The organism is Bradyrhizobium sp. AZCC 1588 (assembly GCF_036924735.1).
Classification (GTDB): Bacteria; Pseudomonadota; Alphaproteobacteria; order Rhizobiales; family Xanthobacteraceae; genus Bradyrhizobium.
The window spans coordinates 6,874,051-6,897,854 of sequence record NZ_JAZHSC010000001.1 but is presented as its reverse complement, the minus strand read 5'-3'; the positions used below and the strand labels follow the sequence as shown (position 1 = coordinate 6,897,854).

At 63.7% G+C, this 23,804-nt stretch carries 23 protein-coding genes; 13 read left to right on the top strand and 10 right to left on the bottom strand.

Annotated features, from left to right (window positions below; all coding sequences use genetic code 11):
• Positions 1-89: 89 nt before the first annotated feature.
• From V1277_RS32250 to V1277_RS32230, 5 genes are all read left to right on the top strand, one after another.
• Complete coding sequence (locus V1277_RS32250) at positions 90-716, top strand: (2Fe-2S)-binding protein (RefSeq protein ID WP_334419763.1); 627 nt, start codon at positions 90-92, stop codon at positions 714-716.
• A 2-nt stretch (positions 717-718) separates the two neighbouring features.
• Positions 719-1,696, top strand: a complete 978-nt coding sequence (locus V1277_RS32245) for an FAD binding domain-containing protein (protein WP_334419761.1) — start codon at positions 719-721, stop codon at positions 1,694-1,696.
• Entirely contained in the window at positions 1,693-3,807 is a 2,115-nt protein-coding gene (locus tag V1277_RS32240) for a xanthine dehydrogenase family protein molybdopterin-binding subunit (RefSeq protein WP_334419760.1), read from the top strand. Before V1277_RS32245 ends, V1277_RS32240 begins: the two co-directional genes overlap by 4 nt.
• Positions 3,808-4,006: 199 nt before the next feature.
• Entirely contained in the window at positions 4,007-4,324 is a 318-nt protein-coding gene (locus tag V1277_RS32235) for an ArsR/SmtB family transcription factor (RefSeq protein ID WP_334419759.1), read from the top strand.
• On the top strand, positions 4,321-4,806 hold the full coding sequence (locus tag V1277_RS32230) for an SRPBCC family protein (protein WP_334419758.1): 486 nt from the start codon (positions 4,321-4,323) through the stop codon (positions 4,804-4,806). The genes V1277_RS32235 and V1277_RS32230 overlap by 4 nt, the downstream gene beginning before the upstream one ends.
• 1,113 nt (positions 4,807-5,919) lie before the next feature.
• On the opposite strand, the gene V1277_RS32225 is transcribed toward V1277_RS32230, so the two are convergent.
• Positions 5,920-6,525 (bottom strand): DNA-3-methyladenine glycosylase, encoded by a 606-nt coding sequence (locus tag V1277_RS32225; protein WP_334419757.1) that lies wholly within the window; start codon positions 6,523-6,525, stop codon positions 5,920-5,922.
• A 175-nt stretch (positions 6,526-6,700) separates the two neighbouring features.
• Between V1277_RS32225 and lipA the strand changes: the two genes are divergently transcribed.
• The 4 genes from lipA to V1277_RS32205 all read left to right on the top strand — a co-directional run bounded on the left by lipA (position 6,701) and on the right by V1277_RS32205 (position 10,904).
• Complete coding sequence (lipA, locus tag V1277_RS32220; protein WP_334375469.1) at positions 6,701-7,660, top strand: lipoyl synthase; 960 nt, start codon at positions 6,701-6,703, stop codon at positions 7,658-7,660.
• A gap of 8 nt (positions 7,661-7,668) precedes the next feature.
• Positions 7,669-8,142: a type II toxin-antitoxin system RatA family toxin gene (locus V1277_RS32215; protein ID WP_334419756.1), complete on the top strand. Its 474-nt coding sequence runs from the start codon at positions 7,669-7,671 to the stop codon at positions 8,140-8,142.
• Positions 8,143-8,206: 64 nt separating this feature from the next.
• Complete coding sequence (locus tag V1277_RS32210; RefSeq protein ID WP_334419754.1) at positions 8,207-9,121, top strand: NAD(P)-dependent oxidoreductase; 915 nt, start codon at positions 8,207-8,209, stop codon at positions 9,119-9,121.
• Between the two features lie 109 nt (positions 9,122-9,230).
• Entirely contained in the window at positions 9,231-10,904 is a 1,674-nt protein-coding gene (locus tag V1277_RS32205; RefSeq protein WP_334419753.1) for a thiamine pyrophosphate-binding protein, read from the top strand.
• Between the two features lie 7 nt (positions 10,905-10,911).
• Here V1277_RS32205 and V1277_RS32200 read toward each other — a convergent pair whose 3' ends face one another.
• Entirely contained in the window at positions 10,912-11,514 is a 603-nt protein-coding gene (locus V1277_RS32200) for a CinA family protein (RefSeq protein WP_334419752.1), read from the bottom strand.
• 1 nt (position 11,515) lies between these two features.
• Positions 11,516-12,712, bottom strand: coding sequence for a bifunctional 2-C-methyl-D-erythritol 4-phosphate cytidylyltransferase/2-C-methyl-D-erythritol 2,4-cyclodiphosphate synthase (locus tag V1277_RS32195; protein WP_334419751.1), 1,197 nt, complete (start codon positions 12,710-12,712; stop codon positions 11,516-11,518).
• A gap of 286 nt (positions 12,713-12,998) precedes the next feature.
• Between V1277_RS32195 and dusB the strand changes: the two genes are divergently transcribed.
• The 3 genes from dusB to ntrC are packed head-to-tail and all read left to right on the top strand — an operon-like array spanning position 12,999 to position 16,627.
• Positions 12,999-14,000: a tRNA dihydrouridine synthase DusB gene (gene dusB / locus V1277_RS32190; protein WP_334420513.1), complete on the top strand. Its 1,002-nt coding sequence runs from the start codon at positions 12,999-13,001 to the stop codon at positions 13,998-14,000.
• The gene (locus V1277_RS32185; protein WP_334375463.1) at positions 13,997-15,172 is read left to right on the top strand and encodes a two-component system sensor histidine kinase NtrB; all 1,176 of its coding nucleotides are present in this window, start codon (positions 13,997-13,999) and stop codon (positions 15,170-15,172) included. Before dusB ends, V1277_RS32185 begins: the two co-directional genes overlap by 4 nt.
• 9 nt (positions 15,173-15,181) lie before the next feature.
• Positions 15,182-16,627 carry a nitrogen regulation protein NR(I) gene (ntrC, locus tag V1277_RS32180; RefSeq protein ID WP_334419750.1) on the top strand — a complete coding sequence of 482 codons (1,446 nt, stop codon included), beginning with the start codon at positions 15,182-15,184 and terminating at the stop codon, positions 16,625-16,627.
• A gap of 251 nt (positions 16,628-16,878) precedes the next feature.
• Here the strand turns inward: ntrC and V1277_RS32175 are convergent, their stop codons facing one another.
• The 6 genes from V1277_RS32175 to V1277_RS32150 form a co-directional block, all read right to left on the bottom strand.
• Complete coding sequence (locus V1277_RS32175; protein WP_334419749.1) at positions 16,879-17,832, bottom strand: MBL fold metallo-hydrolase; 954 nt, start codon at positions 17,830-17,832, stop codon at positions 16,879-16,881.
• A gap of 81 nt (positions 17,833-17,913) precedes the next feature.
• Positions 17,914-19,119, bottom strand: a complete 1,206-nt coding sequence (locus tag V1277_RS32170) for an NAD(P)/FAD-dependent oxidoreductase (protein ID WP_334419748.1) — start codon at positions 19,117-19,119, stop codon at positions 17,914-17,916.
• A gap of 120 nt (positions 19,120-19,239) precedes the next feature.
• Complete coding sequence (locus tag V1277_RS32165; RefSeq protein WP_334419747.1) at positions 19,240-19,527, bottom strand: hypothetical protein; 288 nt, start codon at positions 19,525-19,527, stop codon at positions 19,240-19,242.
• Positions 19,528-19,665: 138 nt separating this feature from the next.
• On the bottom strand, positions 19,666-20,328 hold the full coding sequence (locus V1277_RS32160) for an SDR family NAD(P)-dependent oxidoreductase (RefSeq protein WP_334419746.1): 663 nt from the start codon (positions 20,326-20,328) through the stop codon (positions 19,666-19,668).
• A 35-nt stretch (positions 20,329-20,363) separates the two neighbouring features.
• Positions 20,364-20,522: a hypothetical protein gene (locus V1277_RS32155; protein WP_334419744.1), complete on the bottom strand. Its 159-nt coding sequence runs from the start codon at positions 20,520-20,522 to the stop codon at positions 20,364-20,366.
• Positions 20,519-21,475 carry a helix-turn-helix transcriptional regulator gene (locus V1277_RS32150; RefSeq protein ID WP_334419743.1) on the bottom strand — a complete coding sequence of 319 codons (957 nt, stop codon included), beginning with the start codon at positions 21,473-21,475 and terminating at the stop codon, positions 20,519-20,521. The genes V1277_RS32155 and V1277_RS32150 overlap by 4 nt, the downstream gene beginning before the upstream one ends.
• A gap of 403 nt (positions 21,476-21,878) precedes the next feature.
• On the opposite strand from V1277_RS32150, the gene V1277_RS32145 reads away from it, so the two are divergent.
• Complete coding sequence (locus V1277_RS32145) at positions 21,879-22,811, top strand: helix-turn-helix domain-containing protein (RefSeq protein ID WP_334420512.1); 933 nt, start codon at positions 21,879-21,881, stop codon at positions 22,809-22,811.
• 19 nt (positions 22,812-22,830) lie between these two features.
• On the opposite strand, the gene V1277_RS32140 is transcribed toward V1277_RS32145, so the two are convergent.
• Positions 22,831-23,688 carry a catalase gene (locus V1277_RS32140; RefSeq protein WP_334419742.1) on the bottom strand — a complete coding sequence of 286 codons (858 nt, stop codon included), beginning with the start codon at positions 23,686-23,688 and terminating at the stop codon, positions 22,831-22,833.
• Positions 23,689-23,804: the final 116 nt, after the last annotated feature.

Genomic DNA, 23,804 nt, shown 5'->3' with positions numbered 1-23,804 from the left:
AGCTTCCGAGCGTCGAAGAGGCATTGTGACGTCATCTTATCGCAATCAGCGAACGATAATCACCTCAGCAAGCAAGCGAGCATACGACCATGACAAGCGATGAGCCGTTCACCGACGGTGCTGTTGAGACCGAAGAACAGCGTGGCGGATTATCACGCCGTTCGGTGCTGCTTACGGTCGGGGGAGCGGCCACTCTCGCGGTCGCATCGGAAGTCGCCGCGCAGCCCATCTCTGAACGGTCTCCCGCCGCATCCACGGGACGGGTCCGCCTGGTGGTCAACGGCAGGCAGCATGAGCTTGACCTGGACCCCCGCCGCTCGCTGCTCGATGTGCTGCGCGAGACGCTCGATCTCACTGGCACGAAGAAAGGGTGCAATCAGGGCGCCTGTGGTGCTTGCACCGTCCTTCTCAACGGCAGGCGGATCGTCTCCTGCCTGACGCTGGCTGCGATGCATGAGGGGGCTGAGATTAAGACGATCGAAGGCCTTGAAACGAATGGCGAGCTTCATCCGCTCCAGGCTGCGTTCGTCGAGCACGACGGTTTGCAGTGCGGCTTCTGCACCCCCGGACAGATCATGTCGGGAATAGGCTGCATCGCGGAAGGCCATGCGGGCTCGCCGGATGAAATCAGGTTTTGGATGAGCGGCAATATCTGCCGTTGCGGCGCCTATCCGGGCATCGTCGCTGCCGTCTCCGACGCTGCCAGGAGGGCCTGACCATGCTTCCATTCACGCTCGAGAAGGTGACCTCCGTCCAGGCCGCCATCGCCGCCGCATCGGCTGGCCGACGTTTCATCGCCGGCGGTACCACGTTGATCGACCTCATGCGGGAGGAGGTGGAGCGGCCGGAACACCTCGTCGACATCAACACGCTCCCGCTCTCCGAAATCCGCATCGAGGGCTCCGATCTCGTGATCGGCGCGCTCGCCCGCATGGCCGATGTCGCCGCCCACCCAGGCGTGCAGCGCCTGCACCCGCTCGTTGCCGAAAGCCTGATCGAGGGCGCCTCGCCGCAATTGCGCAACATGGCCTCCATCGGCGGCAACCTGCTCCAGCGCGTGCGCTGCCCCTATTTCCGGATGCACGACGCGCCCTGCAACAAGCGCACCCTGAACTCCGGCTGCGCCGCGATCGATGGCCTCAATGCCGGCCACGCCATTCTCGGCACGAGCAATTATTGCGTGGCCACGCATCCTTCGGACGTTGCCGTCGCGCTGGTCGCGCTCGATGCCACGATGCAGGTGAGGGGGCCGCGGGGCGAGCGCAGCTTTCCGGTCGAGGAACTGTTTCGCTTGCCGGGCGATACGCCGCATCTCGAACATACGCTGCTGCCTGGCGAGCTGATCCTCGCGGTGCGGGTCCCCGGCGGTCCGTACAGCCGGCGGGCGCGCTATCTCAAGGTGCGCGACCGCGCTTCTTACGAATTCGCGCTCGTATCCGCCGCCGCCGCACTCGATGTCGGGGACGGCGTGATCCGTCAGGCGCGGCTCGCTGTCGGCGGCGTGGGCACTCGGCCGTGGCGCCTGCGCACGGTGGAGAAAGCGCTGATCGGCAAGGCACCGGATCGTAAAATCTTCGAAACCGCCGCCCGGCTGGCACTCGAAGGAGCCCGTCCGCTGTCGGGCAATCACTACAAGCTCGAACTGCTGCCCCGGACGATCGTCCGCGCTCTTGAAATGACGGGAGAAGCCGCATGACGACGAACGTGATCGGAAAGCCGCTGCCGCGTGTGGATGGTCGCGCCAAGGTCACGGGCGCGGCGCGCTACGCGGCCGACTTTAACCAGGGCGGCCAGGCCTATGCGGTGATCGTCGGTGCCACGGTGGGGCTCGGCCGCGTGAGCGATATCGAGACCGCGCCGGTTGAGAAGATGCCGGGCGTCGTTGCCGTCATCACGCATCGCAATGCGCCGCGCCTGCCATACGCGCCGCACAAGAGCTATATCGATCCGGCAACAGGCGAGCGGTTGCATGTACTGCAGGACGACCAGGTGCGCTTCTACGGGCAACCGGTGGCGATCGTCGTCGCCGATACGCTCGACCAGGCGGAGCGCGCGGCTGCGGCGCTGCGCATCTCCTACACGGCCGAGCGGCCGCTTGTTGATCCTGCCGACCCAAAAGCCCGGCCTGTCGTTCCGGAAGCCGGGAAGCAGCCGGATGCGAGGCTGCCGGCCGACACCGCGCGCGGCAATGCCGACAGCGCACTCGCGGACGCGCCGGTGAAGGTCGACGAGATCTATGAAATCGCGCGCGAGAACCACAATCCAATGGAGCCGCACGCCACCGTCGCGGCCTGGAATGGAGATCGGCTGACGCTGTGGAGCAAGAGCCAGTTCGTCGTCAACGAACAGGCCGAGATCGCAGCCGTGTTCGGCCTGCCGCCCGAGAACATACAGGTGATCTGTCCGTTTATCGGCGGTGCCTTCGGCACGTCGCTCAGGACGTGGCCGCATGTGACGCTTGCGGCCATGGCGGCGCGACAGTTGCGACGTCCCGTCAAGCTCGTACTCACGCGCAAGCAGATGTTCTTCATGACGGGCCATCGGCCCCGCACCCTGCAGCGGATGGCTTTCGGGGCCACGGCGGACGGCAAGCTCACCAGCATTGTGCACGAGGGCACCGGCGAGACGAGCCGCTATGAAGAGTTCATGGAGGCCCTGACTTCGGTTACGAGCTTCCTATACTCCACGCCGAACGTGCGGACCCGCTACCGGCTGCTGCCGCTCGATATCGGCACCCCGAACCATATGCGTGGCCCCGGCGAGGCAAGCGGTGTCTTTGCGCTCGAATGTGCCGTGGATGAACTGTCGTACAAGCTCGGAATCGATCCGATCGATCTGCGGCGCCGCAACGAGCCGACGATCGATGAGGGCGAGAACAAGCCGTTCTCCAGCCGGTCGCTGATGAAATGCCATGACCTCGCCGCCGAACGTTTCCGCTGGTCGCGGCGGTTACCCGAACCGCGTTCGATGCGCGATGGCCGGCTGCTGGTCGGCATGGGTATGGCATCGGCAAGCTATCCGGCCTTCCATGCGCCGGCCAATGCGCGGGCGCGGCTGCTAGCGGACGGCACCGCCGAAATTGAAGTCGCGGCAAGCGACATGGGGCCCGGCACCTATACGTCGATGACGCAGGTTGCCGCCGAGACGCTGGGGCTGCCGATTGAACGGGTGCGCTTCAACCTTGGCCGCTCTGACTTTCCGCCGGCTCCGTCCCATGGCGGCTCATGGACGATGGCCTCGGTCGGCTCTGCGATCCGCGCCGCCTGCGTGGCCGTGCAGGAGGAAGCCGCAAAGCGCCCGCGGGACGGCCGACCCATCGAGGCTACGGCTTCGGCTCAGCGCGATCCCGATGTCGCGGCCCGCTTTTCGATGCACTCTTTTGGAGCTGTCTTTGCGGAGGTGGCCGTCGATCCCGATGTCGGCATGATCCGCCTGCGCCGCGCCGTGGGCGCCTATGGCATCGGCCGCGTCATCAATCCGCGACTTGCGCGGAGCCAATGCATTGGCGGCATGATCGGCGGGATGGGCATGGCGCTGATGGAACGCACCGTCCTCGATCCGCGCGACGGCCGCCCGGTCAACGCCCATATGGCCGATTACCTGCTGCCCGTGAATCTCGACATTCCCCAACTCGAAGCGCACTTCGTCGAGGAGATAGATCCACACGTCAATGCCCTTGGCGTCAAAGGCCTCGGCGAGATCGCGCTCGTCGGCATGGCCCCGGCGATTGCCAACGCCGTCTTTCACGCGACGGGCAAGCGCGTGCGCAGCTTACCGATCCGGATTGAAGATGTGCTGACGGTGTAGCTTCGTTCTGAGCAGCCGGAATGTCAGCCCGGTGCCAGTGACACCGAATTACGGTGACATCCATAGCGAAACATCCGAAACGCCCCCTGCCAGAAATGGCCAGTGCGCTTGCGGCGCGCGCGGATGATGAGCCCTCGCTTGGGTTCGGCCCGCGTCGAAGTGGCTTGACAATACGTAAGTATTGCCTTACGCGTTAGCGATGGCTTACGCGAAGAGTGGGTGGACGGCGCTCGCTGATCCGACCAGGCGCACAATATTCGAGCGATTGGTCGATCATCCGAGTTCGGTCAGTGGACTGGCGCGTGCCCTGCCGGTTAGCCGCCCCGCAGTCTCGCAGCACCTGAGGGTCTTGAAGGACGCCGGACTCGTGGTCGACGCGCCGGCCGGCAAACAGCGGATCTACCGCGTCGATCCCGCCGGGTTGGCAGCCCTTCGTGCGGAACTCGACCTGTTCTGGAGCAAGACGATGGCAGCTTACAAGACAGCCATCGAGCAACCACCGGAGGAGCCGAAATGAGCACTCAAGTAGCAACCACATCCGTCAAGCATTGGATCGTGGTAGAGGCGCCGATCGCGCGCGCATTCAAGGTCTTCACCGAGGACTTTGGCCGCTTCAAGCCCGCCGAGCACAACCTGCTGGGCGTGCCGATCGCCGAGACGGTATTCGAGCCGCGAGTTGGTGGCCATCTCTATGACCGCGGCATTGACGGCAGCGAGTGTCGGTGGGCGCGAGTGCTGGCATACGAGCCGCCCAATCGAGTGCTCCTGAGCTGGAACATTAGCCCGCAATGGCAGATCGAGACCGATCCGAATAAGACCAGCGAGTGGGAAGTGCGATTTACCGCCGAGACGGCGCACCGGACACGCGTTGAGATCGAGCACCGACACCTGGACCGCCACGGCGAGGGGTGGCAAAGCGTGCGCGATGGAGTTGCGGGTGATCAGGGTTGGCCGCTGTACCTGCAGCGCTTCGCTGATCTGTTAAGCCGTCCATCCTGATGGTCATCCCGCGTAATTTAGGGTGATAGTGCTGGATAGTGGACTGCAGTCCAGTGCACTTAATTTGCCCGGTGGTTTCGGGCATCATGATTCAATTCAGCAACCGTTGCCCGGATGAGCGATGTCCGGCACTTTGTCTGTCCCGCCTGGCTGCGCTCATGCGGGCCAATGGCTGATTTGCGTTTCCTTGCAAGCACAATCTTGCGTTGAAGATGCGGCAAATCATCCGTTGGAGCAAATCAATTCGGATTTTCAGAAGTCGTGTCAAGTGCCGGAATCAAAAATATTCCGCTTCGCGCCAGACCCAAATCACCCGTAAAACTCCGCCATCCCGTCCCGAAGAGAGGGGCGTTGGCCATCGTCACTGACGTTGGGGCGGGTTGCGGTGGACGCGGCAGCGTCAGGCGCGAAAAGTGTTTGCAGGGCGGTCTTCCGTGAGCGATCACTAGCTGCGCAGACGAACGGCGCTTAAACGCTTTCGCCATCGCTTCGGCCGGCACGCACTTGGCTGGTTGAAGTCTGTGGCGAAGGAAGCTGCGTACGGCAAAACCGTGTGGTCCTGGCACCCGTGGCTGGTGTCAAGCTGGCGGAGGCTTGCAGCGCTCAACCGAGTCATGCGAGCCGTCAATTCGTCAGTGATGGAGGCAAGAGGAATTCGTCTCCAGGGAGAGCGCGGCATAAGCCGTAAAGCCATCGCGCAGGGAATGCCGGGCTGCTCCGGCTGTACCTGTATGCTCGTGTGCGCATTCTTGAAGTGCACCTTGCACACGAGACCGCGGGTGCTAGCCGGCACCCGGCATTCCCTGCGCCCTCCTAGTTTTCGAGGGGGTGAGATTGGCAAGCCTCGGGCGCAATGCGTCGCGAGAACGCCGCCACACATTCAGTTGTCGTCACCCGCGAAGGCGGGTGACCCAGTATTCCAGAGACAGCAGTGATTAAGCCGAAAAGCCGCGGCGTACTGGATACCCCGCATTCGCGGGGTATGACGATCGAGTGTTGCGTCACTATCTCCGCGTCATTGCGAGCGCAGCGAAGCAATCCATCTATCCCCGAGCCGAAATGTGGATTGCTTCGCTTGCGCTCGCAATGACGGCTGAAAGAGAAACCGCGTTGTCAGAACGGCTTGCTCAAAAATCTCGACCCCTTCAATCCGTAGCGCCACGGCAGATCGACCGCTTTGGTTATGCCGATCCGCACGCCTGCGGCAATGTCGAGTGTGCCCACGCGCGCATGCAGGGCGATCGGCGGCACGTCGAGCGGCAGTTCATTGTGCTTGATCGTGATCCCAAGCGCTTCCGTGAGCTTGCCCGGCCCCGAACACAACGCCCGCTCATCCTGCAGGCCGCGGCGGCGGCGCATGGCCGCAATACCATGGCTCGGCTGCAGCGCGCGGATCAGCACGGCGCTGGCGGAGCCTTCCTCTTCGCAGACGAAGTTGACGCACCAGTGGATGCCATAGGAGCGATAGACATAGGCAAAACCCGGCGGGCCGAACATCACGCGGTTGCGCGGCGTCGGCCCGCGGAACGAATGCGCGGCCGGGTCCAGATGGTGATAGGCCTCGACCTCGACGATGGTGCCGCCGACGCCGTCGACCAGGAGCGTTGCCCCGATCAGGTCGGGCGCGACCTCGTGCACGCTGCGGTCGAAAAACGAGCGTTTCAGCGGCTTGCCGAGCCGGAGGGCGGCGGCGCCGGCAGGCTTGGAGTTTTGAACCATTTTCAGGTGAGAATCGTTCGCGGAACAGGTGAAATTCGTCATTATCTTGCACGATCTGCTAGGTTTCGCGAGCTAGATTGCGGCCTTCCGCAATCGGGTTGCGGTTTTCCGCAACAGAGTTGCAGCCATCTGCAACACGGATTAGCTAGATGTTCTCGCAATTTCCGGACTTAACATGGTCGTTCTCGTCGATACCGTTTCCCTGAACCAGGTTCGCCCGCGTCACCCCGAAAAGGTGAACCGGCCGGATGCGCTGTCGCCGCCGAAGCCGGACTGGATCCGGGTGCGCGCGCCGAACACCCGCGGCTATGCCGACACGCGAAAGATCGTCAAGGAGAACGGCCTCGTCACGGTGTGCGAGGAGGCCGGCTGCCCGAATATCGGCGAGTGCTGGGACAAGAAGCACGCCACCTTCATGATCATGGGGGACACCTGCACGCGGGCCTGCGCGTTTTGCAACGTCAAGACCGGCATGCCCGGCGCGCTCGAGGCCAATGAGCCGGAACATGTCGCGGAGGCGACCTTCAAGCTCGGGCTGACCCACGTCGTGGTGACCTCGGTCGATCGCGACGACCTCGCCGACGGCGGCGCCGAGCACTTTGCGCAGACGATTCGCGCCATTCGCGCGCGCTGCCCGACCACGACCATCGAAATCCTCACCCCCGACTTCCTGCGCAAGGAAGGCGCGCTGGAGGTGGTCGCGGCAGCCAAGCCGGATGTATTCAACCACAATCTGGAGACCGTGCCGGCGCGTTATCTCACGGTACGCCCGGGCGCGCGCTACTTCCATTCGATCCGGCTCCTGCAGCGGGTCAAGGAGATTGATCCCACGATCTTCACCAAATCAGGCATCATGGTTGGCCTCGGAGAGGAGCGCCACGAGGTGCTGCAGGTGATGGACGATCTGCGCTCCGCGGACGTCGATTTCCTGACCATCGGGCAGTATCTGCAGCCGACCCGCAAGCATCACGCCGTCATGCGCTACGTGACGCCGGACGAATTCGCGGGCTACGAGAAGGTCGCCTATACCAAGGGTTTTCTGATGGTGTCGGCCAGTCCGCTGACCCGCTCGTCGCATCATGCGGGTGAGGATTTTGCCAAGCTCAGGGCGGCGCGGGCTGCGCTACACGGTTGAGGCGTCCAATGCCTCGCTTTTCCAGCAAGCGCCGGGTTCATCATACCGCCTCGCACATGTTCGATCTGGTCGCCGATGTCGAGCGCTATCCGGAGTTCGTGCCGCTGTGCCAATCGCTGAGGATACGGCAGCGTACGCAGAAAGCTGACGGCACTGAAGTCGTCGTCGCCGACATGACGATATCGTTCAAGCTGGTACGGGAGTCCTTCACCAGCCGGGTGACGCTGGACCGGCCGAACCTGAAAATCATGGTCGAGTATCTGAAGGGCCCGTTCAGCAATCTGGAAAACCGCTGGACGTTCGAACCGAAATCCGAAACCGACTGCGACGTCGGATTCTTCCTGTCCTACGAATTCAAGAGCCGGATGCTGGCGATGCTGATGGGGACGATGTTCGATACGGCCTTCCAGCGTTTTGCCGCCGCCTTCGAAAAGCGGGCGGATGCGATTTACGGCAAACCCGCCACCGGGACCCGAAGCTAGGCTCCGCAACTCGGCGCGATCGGCTCTCGGAAAGAATCCAGGAAACGACAACGGAACGGTTGAAATGACGACACTCGAACGCGTTGGCTTTATCGGCCTCGGTGGAATGGGACGAGGCTTGGTCAAGAACCTCGTCGCCAAAGGCGTGGCGGTCACCGCCTACGATCTCAACCCGGCGGCTGTGGCCGTTGCCAAATCGTTCGGCGCGACCGCTGCCAGCGGTCTTCAGGAAATTCGCGACAATTGCCGCATCGTCATGATTTGCGTCAACGAGGCCGAGGATGTCGAGGCGTTGATGACTTGCAGCGATGGGCTGCTCGCCGGTCCGGCGCCGGGATTCATCGTCGTGGATCACACCACCGGCAGCCCGCAGATGGTCGCAAAGCTCGACCGCATGGTGCGGGCAGCCGGTGGTCGGTATGCCGAAGCACCGATGACGCGAACCCCGAAACACGCCGACATCGGCAAGGTCAACGTACTGTTCGGCGGCGAGCGTGACCTGCTCGACGACCTCAGGCCCTATTTTGAGCTCTATGCCGAAAACATCTTCCACATCGGCCCGCTGGGGCACGCGATCCGCCTCAAGCTCATTCACAACTATATCGCTTTCGCCAATGTGGCGGCGTGGTGCGAGGGGTTTGCGCTCGCGGCCAAGGACGGGCTCGACCTCTCGCAACTCATCCGCATCATCTCGGCGGCCGGCGGCAAGAGCGGCATGCTCGATCTTTACGGCCAGGCCACGCTCGATGGCGACTTCACCCCGCTGATGTCGCTGGCGAACGCCCGCAAGGATGTCCGCTATTATGCGCGCTGGCTGGAGGAGGCGGGTCTGCCAGGATTCATGGCGGAAGCGGTGCATCAGACCTACCGGCAGGCGGCGCTGCTCGGGCACGACGGCGAGTCCTGCACCGCCGTCATCAAGGCTTACGAGGCCGTGACTGGCGTGGCCGCACGGGTGCGGCCGAAAGACCAACAATAGGGAAGATGCCGAGCCGCATATCTGATTTCGCAGGAAACCGGTTGCTGGTCCCGACGCCATTCATTAAGCCGGGTCCAAATCCGTGATCCCGCGACAGAGGGACGAGACGATGGACGTAAATCTTCGAACCGGTGGCCATATTCTCATCGAGCAACTGGCCTTGCACGGTGCCGACACCGTGTTCGGCGTGCCCGGCGAAAGCTTCCTGGCTGCCCTCGACGGCATGTACCAGAGCCAGCGCGTGCGGTTCATCAACGCGCGGCAGGAGGGGGGCGCCGCCATGATGGCGGAGGCCTATGGCAAGCTGACGGGACGGCCCGGCATCGTGTTCGCCACCCGCGGCCCCGGCGCCACCAATGCGTCCTCCGGCGTCCATGTCGCGTTCCAGGACTCGACGCCGCTGATCCTGCTGCTTGGCCAGGTCGGACGCGACATGATGGAACGCGAGGCGTTCCAGGAAATCGATTATCGCCAGATGTTCGGGCCGATGGCGAAATGGGTCGCCCAGATCGACGATGCGCGGCGGATTCCAGAGTTCATTTCGCGCGCCTTCTTCACCGCGACCTCGGGCCGTCCCGGCCCGGTCGTGCTGGCGCTGCCCGAGGACATGCTCACCGACACCGCCGAGGTGGCAGATGCGCCGCCCTACAATCCAATTCCGGTCGCGCCCGATGACGGCGCCTTGCGGCAATTCCATGCGCTGCTGTCGGAGGCGAAGAGGCCATTCCTGATCGTCGGCGGCGGCGGTTGGAGCGATCAGGCCCGCCGCGATCTCGAAACGTTTGCCGCTGCGCATGAGGTTCCAGTCGGCGTCTCGTTCCGATGCCAGGACTATTTCGACAATCTGCATCCCTGCTATGGCGGCCATGTCGGCATCGGTCTCGACGCAAAAATCGCCGAGCGGATCCGAACCAGCGATCTGGTGATCGCGCTCGGCGCGAGGCTGGGGGAGGCCACCACATCCGGCTACACGCTGTTCGATATTCCGAAGCCGAAGCAGCCGCTGGTTCACGTCTATCCCGACCCGGAAGAGATCGGCCGTGTCTATTCGCCGACGCTCGGCGTGGTCGCGAGCAGCGCGGCCTTTGCAGCCGCCATCAAGCGGCTGGGGCCGAAGCATCAATCGCGCGCGGACTATGTCAAGGCAGCGCATGCCGACTATCTCGCCTTCACCGAGCCGACCCGCTCGCCCGGCGACGTGCAGCTCTCGCAGGTCGTGCGCGGTTTGAGCGATCGCTTGCCCCATGACACCATCATCTGCAACGGCGCCGGCAATTATGCCGTCTGGGTGCACCGTTTCTGGCGTTATCGGCAATTTCGTACCGAACTCGCGCCGACCTCTGGATCGATGGGCTATGGGTTGCCCGCGGCCGTTGCCGCCAAGCTACAGCATCCGGAGCGAACCGTTATCGCGTTCGCCGGTGACGGCTGCTTCCAGATGACCGGATTGGAGTTCATGACCGCGGTCGAAAACCGGCTGCCGCTGATCGTGATCGTCTGCAACAACGGTATGTACGGCACCATACGGATGCACCAGGAGCGGACCTATCCGGGCCGTGTCTCCGGCACCGATCTGGCCAACCCTGACTTTGCCGCACTGGCACGCGCCTGTGGCGGCTTCGGAGCATATGTCGAGCGTACTGAAGATTTCGCGCGCGCGTTCGACGAAGCCGTCGCAAGCGGCCTTCCGGCCATCATCGAGCTTTCGATCAGTCCAGAGGCGTTGACGCCGGTGAGTTCGCTGAGCGAAACGCGCGCTAAGGCTTTGGCCGCGGCGGTTTGATACTGGTTTATGGCCGCGTCGGCCGGCGTCGTTTGACGGCGCTGCGCCGCGGCGTACGGGCCACCCGTGGGCGTAGCCGGCTCATCGTTTCGCGTCGCGGTTTGACCGGCGGCTGCGGGCCGCGCGCCAGCTCCATCAACATGCGCAGCGCTTCCACCACCGAACGCTGGCGCACGGTGGTGCGGCCGATCGCACCGAAACGGAATTCGCGATGCAGGATCTTGCCGTCGCGCGACGCGACCGCGAAATGCACGAGGCCGACCGGCTTGCCCGGCGTGGCCCCGCCGGGGCCAGCGATGCCGGTGATGGATACCGCAAGATCGACGCCGGCCTTTTCCAGCGCGCCGACCGCCATCGCGGTCGCGGTTTCCTTGCTGACCGCGCCGAAGGTTGTCAGTGTCGAGACTTTGACGCCGAGCATCGCGCGCTTGGCTTCATTGGAGTAAGTAATGAAACCGCGGTCGATGACATCAGAAGAGCCGGGAATGTCGGTGAGCGCGCCGGCGACCAGGCCTCCGGTGCAGGACTCTGCGGTGGCGATCGTCAGCTTGCGCATCCGGCACAAATCAAGCAGCGAGCGGGCGAGGGCGCGGGCGTCGCTGCCGCTCATGTTACTCGCTCCAACCTTTATCATCCCACGGCAGGCGGATGGTGGCGCTCGCGGTTGCGGCGATGCCTTCCTCGCGGCCGGTAAAGCCGAGCCGTTCGCTGGTCGTCGCCTTCACGGCAACACGCGAGATGTTGAGCCCGGTGATCTCGGCGATGCGGGCGCGCATGACATCGCGCAGCGGCCCGATCTTCGGGCGCTCGCAAATCATCGTGACTTCGAGATTGGCGATTCGTCCGCCCCGCGCGGTGACGCGATCGACGGCATATTTGAGGAATTTATCAGACGCCGCACCCTTCCACTGCGGGTCGCTCGGCGGAAAGTGCGAGCCGATATCGCCGTCCGCCAGCGCGCCGAGGATGGCATCGACCAGGGCGTGCAGGCCGACATCGCCGTCGGAATGGGCAAGAAAGCCGCGGGTGTGCGGCACTCGAACGCCGCAGAGCATCAGATGATCACCGTCGCCGAAGGCGTGCACGTCGTAGCCGGTGCCGGTCCTGATGTCGCCGAGTTGGGCGGCGAGCCGGGCCTCTTCACGAATGAAATCTTCAGGCGTCGTCAGTTTCATGTTTGCAGGATCGCCTTCAAAGGTCGCCACCGTCAATCCCGCCCATTCCGCGAGCGCCGCATCATCGGTGAAATCGCTGCGGCCGTCGCGCGCGGCGCGGCGATGGGCATCGAGAATGACATCGAAGCGAAACGCCTGCGGCGTTTGCGCGATTCGCAACCATGCGCGTTCGGGCGTCGCCTCGACGTGACCGGCATCACCGACCTGCTTGATCGTATCGGTGACGGGAATTGTCGGAATAGCAGCACCTGTCCGGCCGGCGGCATCGATCGCGCGCGAAATCACCGCCGAGGTCACGAAGGGCCGCGCGGCATCGTGGATCAGAACGATGTCGGGCTTCTCCGCGGCCAGCGCTTCGAGTCCGGCATGCACCGAGGCCTGACGTGTCGCGCCGCCATTCGTGGGCGGTTGGTGGCGCAGTCCCGCGACGGCCTCGTTGAAGATGGCGACATCATCGGGATTCACCACCGGTTGCACGGCGAAGATGTCTGGGTGCCGGCTGAACGCTTGCATGGCGCGGAAGATCACCGTCTGCCCACCGATCTCGCGATATTGCTTGGGCCCCCCGGCGCCGGCGCGAAGCCCGCGTCCGGCTGCGACGAGAATGGCTGCGGTACGCTCAGGTCTGGGCATCTGGACTCAAATACGAACGAATCACGGGTGGTGAGAGAGGGCGGGTGTGCTGGCGCACAGCCCTTACCACGCCGAATGGGGAAAAACAGAGCGATTCCCACGAACTGTGGGAAAAGCGGTTTTTGTTGCAGTGCACTTGCGCAAATGATAGATCTGTCTAAAGTGTAGGCAAGAAGCTTGACTGCCCAAGATTTGTGCTCACAATATGCGTCGACGGTTGCAATGACGCCGCCGCCCCAACCAAGAGAACGCCGTGACCGGCCCGGAAAGTTCACGTTCTAAGCCGTTGAAAATAGGCGAGATTGCTGTCGCCAACCGGGTCCTTCTGGCGCCGATGTCCGGCGTCACCGATGCCCCCTTTCGACGCCTTGCCGCCACTCTCGGCGCCGGACTGGTCGTCTCCGAGATGACCGCCAGCGACGAACTCGTGCACGGCAGGCCGATGTCGATTCTGCGCTGCGAGACGGCCGGTGTCGGACCGCATGTCGTTCAGCTCGCGGGCTGCGAGGCGCACTGGATGGCGGAGGGGGCGAGGGTTGCGGAGGCGGCCGGCGCCGACATCATCGACATCAATATGGGCTGTCCGGCGCGTCATGTCACCGGCGGCCAGTCCGGCTCGGCGCTGATGCGCGATCTCGATCATGCGCTCAAGCTGATCGAAGCCACGATCGCGGCGGTCAAGGTGCCGGTGACGCTGAAGATGCGGCTCGGCTGGGACGATCGCTCGCTCAACGCACCCGAGTTGGCGCGCCGCGCGGAAGCCGCCGGGGTGCAGATGATCACCGTGCACGGGCGCACGCGCTGCCAGTTTTACAAGGGCGTCGCCGATTGGGCCGCCGTGCGCGCGGTCAGGCACGCGGTTTCCGTGCCGCTCGTCGTCAACGGCGACATCACCTCATTCGAGCAGGCGGTCCGCGCACGGGAAGTGTCGGGCGCGGACGCCGTGATGATCGGGCGCGGTGCCCAGGGTCAACCCTGGCTGCCGGGGCAGATCGGCCGTCGGCTTGAGACCGGACAGGCTGAGACTGCGCCGTCGCTGGCCGAACAACTCGCGCATGTGCGCGCACTCTACGACGAAATCTGCAGCCATTACGGGCTGCGCATCGGACTCAAGCATGCGCGCAAGCATCTCGGCTGGGCGCTGGAGGTGGCGGCGCAGTGCAGCCGCGCGCCGGCGGAGACGCTGAAGGGCTGGCGGCAAAAGATTCTGACGTCGGAGGATCCGCATCGCGTCCACCGGTCGCTGCAGGACGCGTTCGACGATTTCGCATGGAGTGCTGCTGCATGAATTCAGCCGCAGAATATCGCCGCGCCGTGCCCTCCGAAAGCGAGGCCATTCTCAACGCGCTGCCCAACCCGGTGCTGCTGGTGGCGCCGGACGGCCGCATCGTCGACGCCAACATCGCCGCCGAATCCTTCTTCGAGATTTCGACGCAGTTCCTGCGGCGGCAGTCGCTAAAAGAATTGGTGCCGTTCGGCAGCCCACTGCTGGCGCTTATCGACCAGGTGCGATCGAGCGGCTCGCCCGTCAACGAATACAAGGTCGATCTCGGCACGCCCCGCATCGGCGGCGATCGCCAGGTCGACCTGCACGTGGCGCCGCTCACCGAACGGCCCGGCCACATCGTCGTGATGCTGCAGGAGCGCACTATCGCCGACAAGATGGACCGTCAGTTGACGCACCGGAGCGCGGCGCGCTCGGTAATCGCGCTGGCTGCAATGCTGGCGCACGAGATCAAGAACCCGTTGTCCGGCATCCGCGGCGCGGCGCAATTGCTGGAGCAGGCGGCCTCGTCCGAAGACCGCATGCTGACGCGGCTGATCTGCGACGAGGCCGACCGCATCGTCACCCTGGTCGACCGCATGGAAGTGTTCGGCGACGACCGCCCGGTGGCGCGGGGGGCAGTCAACATCCATTCCGTGCTCGACCACGTCAAACGCCTGGCGCAGTCCGGCTTCGCCCGCAACATCCGTTTCATCGAGGAATACGACCCGTCGTTGCCGCCGGTGTTGGCCAATCAGGACCAGCTCATTCAGGTCTTCCTCAATCTCGTGAAGAACGCCGCGGAAGCGGTCGCCGATCTCGGCAGCGATGCGGAAATCCAACTCACCACCGCCTTTCGTCCCGGCGTCCGCCTATCGGTGCCGGGCAAGAAATCGCGGGTATCGTTGCCGCTGGAGTTCTGCGTCAAGGACAATGGATCCGGCGTGCCGGAAGACCTGCTACCGAACCTGTTCGATCCCTTCGTGACGACAAAACAGACCGGGAGCGGGCTGGGTCTCGCCCTGGTTGCCAAAATCGTCGGCGATCACGGCGGCATCATCGAATGCGAATCCCAGCCGCGGAAGACGACGTTCCGGGTGCTGATGCCGATGTTCAATCCCGCCAAACAGTTCGACCAAAGCAACCGCGACGGCGTTCCGGGTACGCTGCCGCCTGCCTCACAGGACGCAAGATGAGGAATAGCAATGCCCGCAGCAGGTAGCATACTCGTTGCCGATGACGACACCGCCATCCGCACGGTTCTGAACCAGGCTCTTTCGCGCGCCGGATATGAAGTGCGCCTGACCGGGAATGCCGCGACGCTGTGGCGCTGGGTGAGCCAGGGCGAGGGCGATCTCGTCATCACCGACGTGGTGATGCCGGACGAGAACGCGTTCGATCTTTTGCCCCGCATCAAGAAGATGCGGCCGAACCTTCCCGTCATCGTCATGAGTGCCCAAAACACCTTCATGACGGCGATCCGGGCGTCGGAACGCGGCGCCTATGAATATCTGCCGAAGCCGTTCGACCTCAAGGAACTCATCACCATCGTCGGCCGCGCACTGGCCGAGCCGAAGGAGCGGGTGACGAGCGCGGCGGACGAGGGTGAATTCGATTCGATCCCGCTGGTCGGCCGCTCGCCGGCGATGCAGGAGATCTACCGCGTGCTGGCGCGGCTGATGCAGACCGACCTCACGGTGATGATCTCCGGCGAGTCCGGCACCGGCAAGGAACTGGTTGCCCGCGCGCTTCACGACTACGGCAAGCGCCGCAACGGCCCGTTCGTCGCCGTCAACATGGCGGCGATCCCGCGCGACCTGATCGAATCGGAGCTGTTCGGCCACGAGCGCGGCGCGTTCACCGGCGCCAACACCCGCGCCTCAGGCCGGTTTGAACAGGCCGAGGGCGGCACGCTGTTTCTTGACGAAATCGGCGACATGCCGATGGAGGCGCAGACGCGGCTACTGCGGGTGCTGCAGCAGGGCGAATACACCACCGTCGGCGGCCGTACCCCGATCAAGACCGACGTACGGATCGTAGCGGCGAGCAACAAGGATCTGCGCATCCTGATCCAGCAGGGCCTGTTCCGGGAAGACTTGTTCTTCCGCCTGAACGTGGTGCCTCTGCGTCTGCCGCCATTGCGTGAGCGGATCGAGGACTTGCCCGATCTCATCAGGCATTTCTTTTCGCTCGCCGAAAAGGACGGTTTGCCGCCGAAGAAGCTCGACACGCTGGCGCTGGAACGGCTCAAGCAGCACCGTTGGCCCGGCAACGTGCGCGAGCTCGAAAACCTCGCGCGCCGGCTGGCTGCGCTTTATCCGCAGGATGTCATTACGGCCTCGGTGATCGATGGTGAGCTGGCGCCGCCGGCAGTCACTTCGGGCGGCAACGCCCCGATTGGCGTGGAAAACCTCGGGGGCGCGGTCGAGGCCTACCTGTCCTCGCATTTCTCGGGCTTTCCGAACGGCGTGCCGCCGCCGGGTCTCTACCACCGCATCCTCAAGGAAATCGAGGTACCGCTGCTCACCGCGGCGCTGGCGGCCACGCGAGGCAACCAGATTCGCGCGGCCGACCTGCTCGGCCTCAACCGCAATACGCTGCGGAAGAAGATCAGGGACCTCGATATCCAGGTCTATCGGAGCGGCGGCTAGGGATTGCATCGGCCTATCCGCCGGCCACGGCCGATCCCTATGCTTGTTCGCCCGCCATCGCTGCGCGGTGGCCCAGCGATGGCTGCATTCCGCCAACAGCTCGTTCATCGCTTCCTTCTGGCCTGCCTCCCTGCGGCGATGCCGCTGATCTGCTTTTCGGTCAACGGCATCCGCATCCAACCGGGAGAGGGGGCGTGCACTCATTAACGCTATGAGCCCGCGCCCTCGTTCGGCCCTAACCCGACAAGCGGTCAGTAGTCCCACCAGGCCGGCACCCAACGAAAGACGTCGCCGGCGGCCGCCACTCGGCCGATGGATGGGAACGGCATGTGAGTCGCCGCCAGTAGCCCGCCGGTCGCCGCCAGCTCCCGCAAAAGACGGAGCCGGACGCGGGTCGCCTCCTCGGGGTCGTGTTCGAAGCCGTTGTGCCAGTCGGGATGGTCGAACGAGACCGGGAATAATGCGTCGCCCGCGAACATCAGCCGGTCGCCGCCGGACGTCAGGCGGACCACGCTGTGCCCGGGGGTGTGGCCGCCTGTGCGACTGACGACAACGCCCGGCGCCACCTCGTACTCCTCCTCGAACGGCCGCAAATGGCTGTGGTACTCCTTCAAGAACCGCGTGGCCGCCGACCGAGCCACGTCCGCAAGCGCCGGCGGCATGGCGGTGCGGGAGAAATCGGGTGACGCCCAGAACTTGACCTCCGCGGCGGACACGTGGATCCGCAGGTCCGGGCGAAGCCGGTCCTTCACCCCGTCGACGAGCAGCCCGCCAACGTGATCAAAGTGCATGTGGGTCAGCACCACGTCGGTCACCGACCCAAGATCGATGCCGGCGGCCCCCAGTCGCAGGCCCAACTGCCCGGCCCGCGGAAAGTCCGGGTACTCAACCCCCAGCCCACTGTCGATGAGTATGGTCTGGCCGCAGCTACGCACCACGACCTCGTTCAGCGCCCAATCGAACGCGTCCCGCGACAGGAACATGTCGTCCAGCCAGGCCGCCCGGACGGCCGGATCGGCGTTGGTAGCCATGGACTCGGATGGCGGCGTTAGCACCCCATCGCTGATCACCAGCACGTCGATCTCACCGACCCGCAGCGCATAGCGCGACGGAACCAACTCGTCGGTCGCCGGTCTGCCCAGGTGTGAGGTGTTGTCCAGGTTCATGTTTGTCTGCCGCTGTGTGTTGCGGATCATCTGGTTCATCTTCGTCTCCTGCTGTGTGTTGAGGATCATCTGATTGGGCGGGCGGCGTTTCCCGCGTGGGAAGCGATGCTGGTAAGGTATTCAGAGATCGGTGACACGCTCCGGATCGGCCGACGCGAGCGCGGCGGCACGTTCGGGGCGCGGCGGATAGATCCAGACGGTGTTGATCTCCTGCTTGGTCTTCTTGGCGACATCGCCGACCATCTCGACCTTGCGCTCCCAGCCGCGCGTGAAGAGTGCGCCAGCCTCGCCGAGGTCGAGACAGGTGACGTAGACCTTCTGGTGGTAGGGCTTGGTCGGAACGCCCAGCAACTCGGCAGCGGCGTTGTTGCCAGCAAAGGCGCCCATCCGCGTGGCGTGCTGGCACGACATCAGCGCGTAGTTGCCGATATCGTCGCAGGCAGCGCGGGCGGCATCGCCGGTGGCGAACACGCCGGCCACTCCCGGCACGCGCAAGTCGCGGTCGACCAGCAGCCGGCCGAAATTATCGCGTTCGGCGGGGATCTGCGCCGTCAAGGGAGCGGCGCGAATGCCGGCGGCCCAAATCACGGTCTCGGCTTCGATGTGCTCGCCGCTGGAAAGCGTGACGCCGGATTGGTCGAGCGAGGCGACGCCGGCACCGAGCCGGGTCTCGACGCCGAGCTTGCGCAGGGCGTCCTCGATGACGGGGCGGGGGCCTTCGCCCATGTCGGGAGCGATCGCAGGGTTGCGTTCGACGATGATGACGCGGGGCTTGGCATTGTTGCCGAGGATTTCGCGCAGCCGCACCGGCATCTCGGTCGCTGCCTCGATGCCGGTGAAGCCGCCGCCGGCAACGACGACCGTGTCGCGTCCGTTGATTGCCGGCCGATCGGCCAAGCCTTGCAGATGTTTGTCGAGCGCAACCGCGTCATCGAGGTTGTCGACGCTAAAACCGTGTTCGGCAAGTCCGGGGATGTTCGGACGGAACAGCCGGCTGCCGGTAGCCACGACCAGCCGGTCGTACGACAGCGTCTTTCGCGTGCCCTTGCCCGTGGCGAGCTGCACCATGCGAGTTTCGGTGTCGACCGTCTCGGCGCTGCCTTGCACATAGACGACATCGATGGCCTTGAGAACATCCAGCAGCGGGGCCGTCAGGGTTTCCGGCTTCGGTTCATAGAGCCGCGGGCGAACCACCAGCGTGGGTTCCGGCGCAACCAGCGCGATTTCGAGTTCCTCGGGCAAGACGCCCTGGATGTCGCGCAGGCGGGCAGCAGAAAGGGCGGCATACATGCCGGCGAAGCCGGCGCCGATGATGACTAGTCGCATGTGATCTTCTCCTCTGGTTTGATCTTCTCGGGCACAGGCGCGTCACCACCGCCGCTGCTCAAGTCGCGGCAAGCCTCTTGCGGTCGACGACGCGATTACGTGAAACGAAAGCGCTAGCTCTTACGGAGCGGCGCAGCCGGGGGGTGATGAACCCGGCCACCAACCGTGGCGAAAAACAATCGGCGGGGCGGAGTTCGTTCGCCAGTCCTGATAGGGAGGCTGGGCGCCATTCCTGGCCATGATGGAAATTACGGAAGGAGCCCTTTGCGCGGACTGCGGGATTTCCACTTCCTCGCCCGCGGCGGAAGTGAAGCGAACGGCCAGCGAAAGTCCGTAGATAATGGCGGACGCAACGACCCTTCGCCGCGATGCGACTGCAAAGGGGCTGACGAGGTTCTTCCAGGCCATTGTTTGTCTCCCTTTGTTAGCGTTACACCGCAATTCATTTAGCGAATGGAATCTGCATCTGCCCCAGAGCGATTGCCGTACCTGTAGAGCGATTGCTGCTAACGCGTGCGTTTGCAGCAGGACTTCCGGTTTTGACCCCTATGCGCTCGCGGGGCTGTAGTTCGCTTCGACGGTCCAGGAGTCCTTCGGCTGGCTGTACAGATGCCAGAATTGTTCGGCCACCGATGAGGCCTCCTTCGATTCCGGGGAAACGAAGGCGCAGACAGTCACTGTCGCGACGTGAATCCCCTTTTCTCGGAACGGCTCGAAAAGTCCGTGAGCCAAAGCGCGAATACCGGCCTTGCCGACGCTGATCGAGAGATAGTCCGGGCTGGGAGCGAGTGCGAAGCCACCTCCTGTCAACAGAATCGCACCGGACTCTAGCTCTTCCATCTTCGGAGCGACCGCCTGAGCGGCGACAAGCGCTCCTCCGATATTCACGGCGAGGTCACCATTGAAGCTGTCGCGCGACTGTTCAGAGAGGGTCGCCTTGCGCATGGATGCGGCGTTGTAGTGCAAGACGTCGATTGAACCGTGCTGCTTTTGAACTTCAGCGACCAGTTCAGCGACGCTCTCCGGATCGTTCGCGTCCACTTTGCGAAAGTTGGCCTTGTACCCTTTTGACATTAGCCTTTCGGCCAACTCTTGCGTCTTGGCGACGCTCCGAGCGGCCAAAACCACTTGGAAACCCTCTTTCGCAAAGCGCTCGGCGGTCGCGAAACCCATCCCCGGGCCTGCTCCGATGCTGAGAAATGTCTTCATCTCCTGTTTCCTTTCGCTGCGGCACTTGAAATCGGTTACGCCATCGTTGCCAAAACCATCCACACCATGGTTGGAAACATTGTCGCTTCTCCCATCGCAGCCACCCGGTCGATCACGTCATCTGCACTTGCATGCTGGGTAAGCACCTCGCATTTGCCATTCGCCAGGCCAGCGTCGGCGAAGAAGATGTTCACCGCATGCGTTTGCGCCAATCGCTCGGGGTTTCGTTGGTCAGCTTCCTGAAGGCCGCGGCGAAGGCGGTTTGGGTGGAATAGCCAAGCGTCGCTGCAATCGACACGATCGATTCATCGGTGTCGCGCAGCATGTTCATGGCCTGCTCGAGCCGGTGCTGGCGCAGCCAGGCATGCGGCGAGAGGCCGGTGCTTTCCCTGAAGGCGCGGCAGAAGTGAAAGCGCGACAGGCCGGCATCCGCAGCCAGCGCGGCAAGGGAGAGGTCCGCGTCGCTATCCGAACGCAGGCGTTCAATGGCGCGACCCAGCACCCTGGGCGACAGCCCGCCCATAACCGGCTGGAACGTTGCAGGTAATCCGGCGTGCGCCGCAAGCAAGCGCGTGGCCAGAAGATCCGTGAGTTGGTGCCTGAACAGCGCATCTAGGGCTGCGCTGCCTTCCAGTGCTTCCGCCGCACTCAGGAGCAATCGGGATGTGATGAGGTCGGGATGCGCAGTTCGCTCAACAAGGTCGCCGGGAGCGGCCGTGCCGGCTTCGTGGGCAACGCGCTTGAGCGTTGTCTGCGGTAGGTAGAGCTGAACGACGTTCAGAGGCTGATAAATGTCCCATCGCGAGCTCGAACCGGCGGGAATGACCGTCACGGTCCCAGGACGCGTCAATCCATTCACAAATTCTTTCCCGTTACGGCGCTCGAACCGCACGGGCCCGGCGGGGAAAGCCATTATGACGTGATCGGCCATGGGTTCGACGACGTCGTGCAGGGGATCATGCTTCCAAAAGGTGATCGCGCCACTGGACGGGTCTGACGCCATGCTAACGGGCCTCGTCTTGAGCACCCGTGCCATCTCCGCATCGGCAGCACGTCGCTTGGTGAGCAGCAAGTCGCGCTGGCGCGTCGCTGAACTGTCTGGCTGATCGTGTTGCGGAAGATCGCGCAAGATTGGCTTGCTGCTCATGGACCTGTCCTCGCCGCTGAGAAGGCACTTCGTTCGAGCTTTCGGCGCAGGTTCTAGGCGCTGCACAGTCCTTCGTCTTTCCCAAAGCCGCCGTGCTTTGTCCGATTTTGCTGCAAGCCGTCATCAAGCGTCCGCGCGCGACCAAAATTGCCAGCAGATGCAGACTGACTGCAGCAGATTGCTGCCTTCGAATAAAGCACGCCTACAAATTGTTCATCCTGAGCGCGCAATTGCGCCAATGGACAACAGCGTTGACATGTTGGAACTAAGTACAACTGGATGTCACGAAACGGACATGCTGCAATTCCACGAGGAAAACTGGACGACTGCGCGCCGATATCAGATAATGGGATTTTACGGGCGAGCGGCCGCCAGCCCGACTTCACCGACGAGATCGACGCAAATGGCACAGGCAGACGCCTTCGGAGCGAGGCTCGGGCGATTCCTGCACCTGAAGGATGCGCCGCCGTCGCTGGTCACGCGTTCACTGCGCGGCGTTGAACTAGCGGTCACCGAAACGCGCGATGATAACCCGGTACCCGGTCTTTCCGGCTCGCTGACACCGGAGGACGCCTTTCTCGTCAGCCTGAAGCTTCACGATTATCCGGACTGCGAGCTTTGGGAGCGCGGCAAGTGCATCATGAAGAGGGATGTCCGAGCCGGTGCAACCTATCTGTACGATCTCAAGTGCGATCCGCGCTATGTGATCGACAAGCCGTTTCATTCCCTGTTTTTCCATCTTCCGCGCTCGGCGCTCGACGGCATCGCTGAACAGTCCGGCACGCCGCGCATTGGCGATCTTGCGTGTGAGCTCGGCGTCGGCCACGACGACACGGTCGTCCGTCATATCGGCGCCTCGTTCCTGGAAGGATTGCGGCGGCCGTCCGAGGCCAATCAGCTTTTCATCGATCACATGATGCTCGCGCTCACCGCGCACGTTGCCCAGACCTATGGCGGACTGCGGCGTAATACCGAGCTGGCCCGCGGCGGCCTTGCGCCGTGGCAGGTCAAGCGCGCCTGTGAAAGACTGGAGGCCGACCTCGGCGGGACACTTTCGCTGCAACAGATCGCGGCAGAATTCGATCTCTCGGTCAGCCATTTTTCACGCGCATTTCGAATCTCCACCGGCCTGCCGCCGCACCAATGGCTTCTTCGCCAGCGCGTGAAGGCGGCCAAGCAGTTGATGACCGTCCGTGACCTGCCGCTGTCGGAGATTGCGATATCGGCCGGGTTTGCCAATCAAAGCCATTTTACGCGAGTATTTTCGTCCGTGGTCGGCGTCAGCCCGGGCGCGTGGCGTCGTGAGAAGCATGGCGCGCCGGAAGGCGAAACGTGATCGGGGAGGTCTCGTCCGCTCAGCGACGCCTTGTCTGCGAGATAGTGTAGGCGGCGCGGCGGGCCGCAAACATCTCGTCCAGCGGATGACCGATGCCTTCGGCCAGAGTTACCGGATTGAAGACGGGCTCCTCGCACGCATCGTTTGCTTCAACACCGGTGATCACGATAGTTCCCAGCCGCACCGCTTCGCGTCCGTCCTCATGGGGCCATCGGACGGTCACGTCCATGACGGGGTCACCGGGACGATCTAGAAGCGCCATTGCGCTGAACCTGATATCGCGAGCCGCGATCCGGGTTTCGAGGTCGTCGCGCAGCAGCCCGGCAGGCCTTACCCTGGCCTTGGGCTCGGTCGCCTGTTCGCCAACCGGCTCGACCTTGAACTTGATGAACCTGGTCTCGCCCTTTGAATTCGTCGCGGGAAAAGCGTGCACGCCCCAATAGGTTGTGCAGGCAAAGCTTGCGGGCGGTGGATGCGCGGCTATGTAGCTTGCCTGATGCAGCGTCTCGGGATTGGCAACTGAGAATGCCTCGACCTTTTCCACGTCCGGCCTGCCGTCGGGTCCTGGAATGCGCGCTCGGAGGAAAGCCAACATCTGGTCAAGCGTCCTCGCGAAATGAACCGGGGCGCTCTGTGTGAATATTTCCGAGCGCTGGCCATCGCTGCCAAGCCGGAAGCTGAAACCGCGCAGCAACGTGTCGTTCGTGTCGAGGCCTCCTTCCACCGAGAAGCGCGCCAGCACGCGCGATGGCTTGGTGAAGCTACAGGATTTCGTGATCTCCTTGGCCTGATCGGATGGCGCATAGGTGCCACGAACGCATCGACCCCTGGCAAAGCTGGCACGTGCCTTTGGCGGAAGGCCGGCTACCCACTTCATAGCGGCGACGATGGATGCGGGGCTGGCAGGGCCGCGCGGGAACTTGGACAGGACGGGACCTCAGGTTCGAATGTTGGTGCACGGTTCTGGCCCAGGACGGCTTGGGCGTCTTTCCC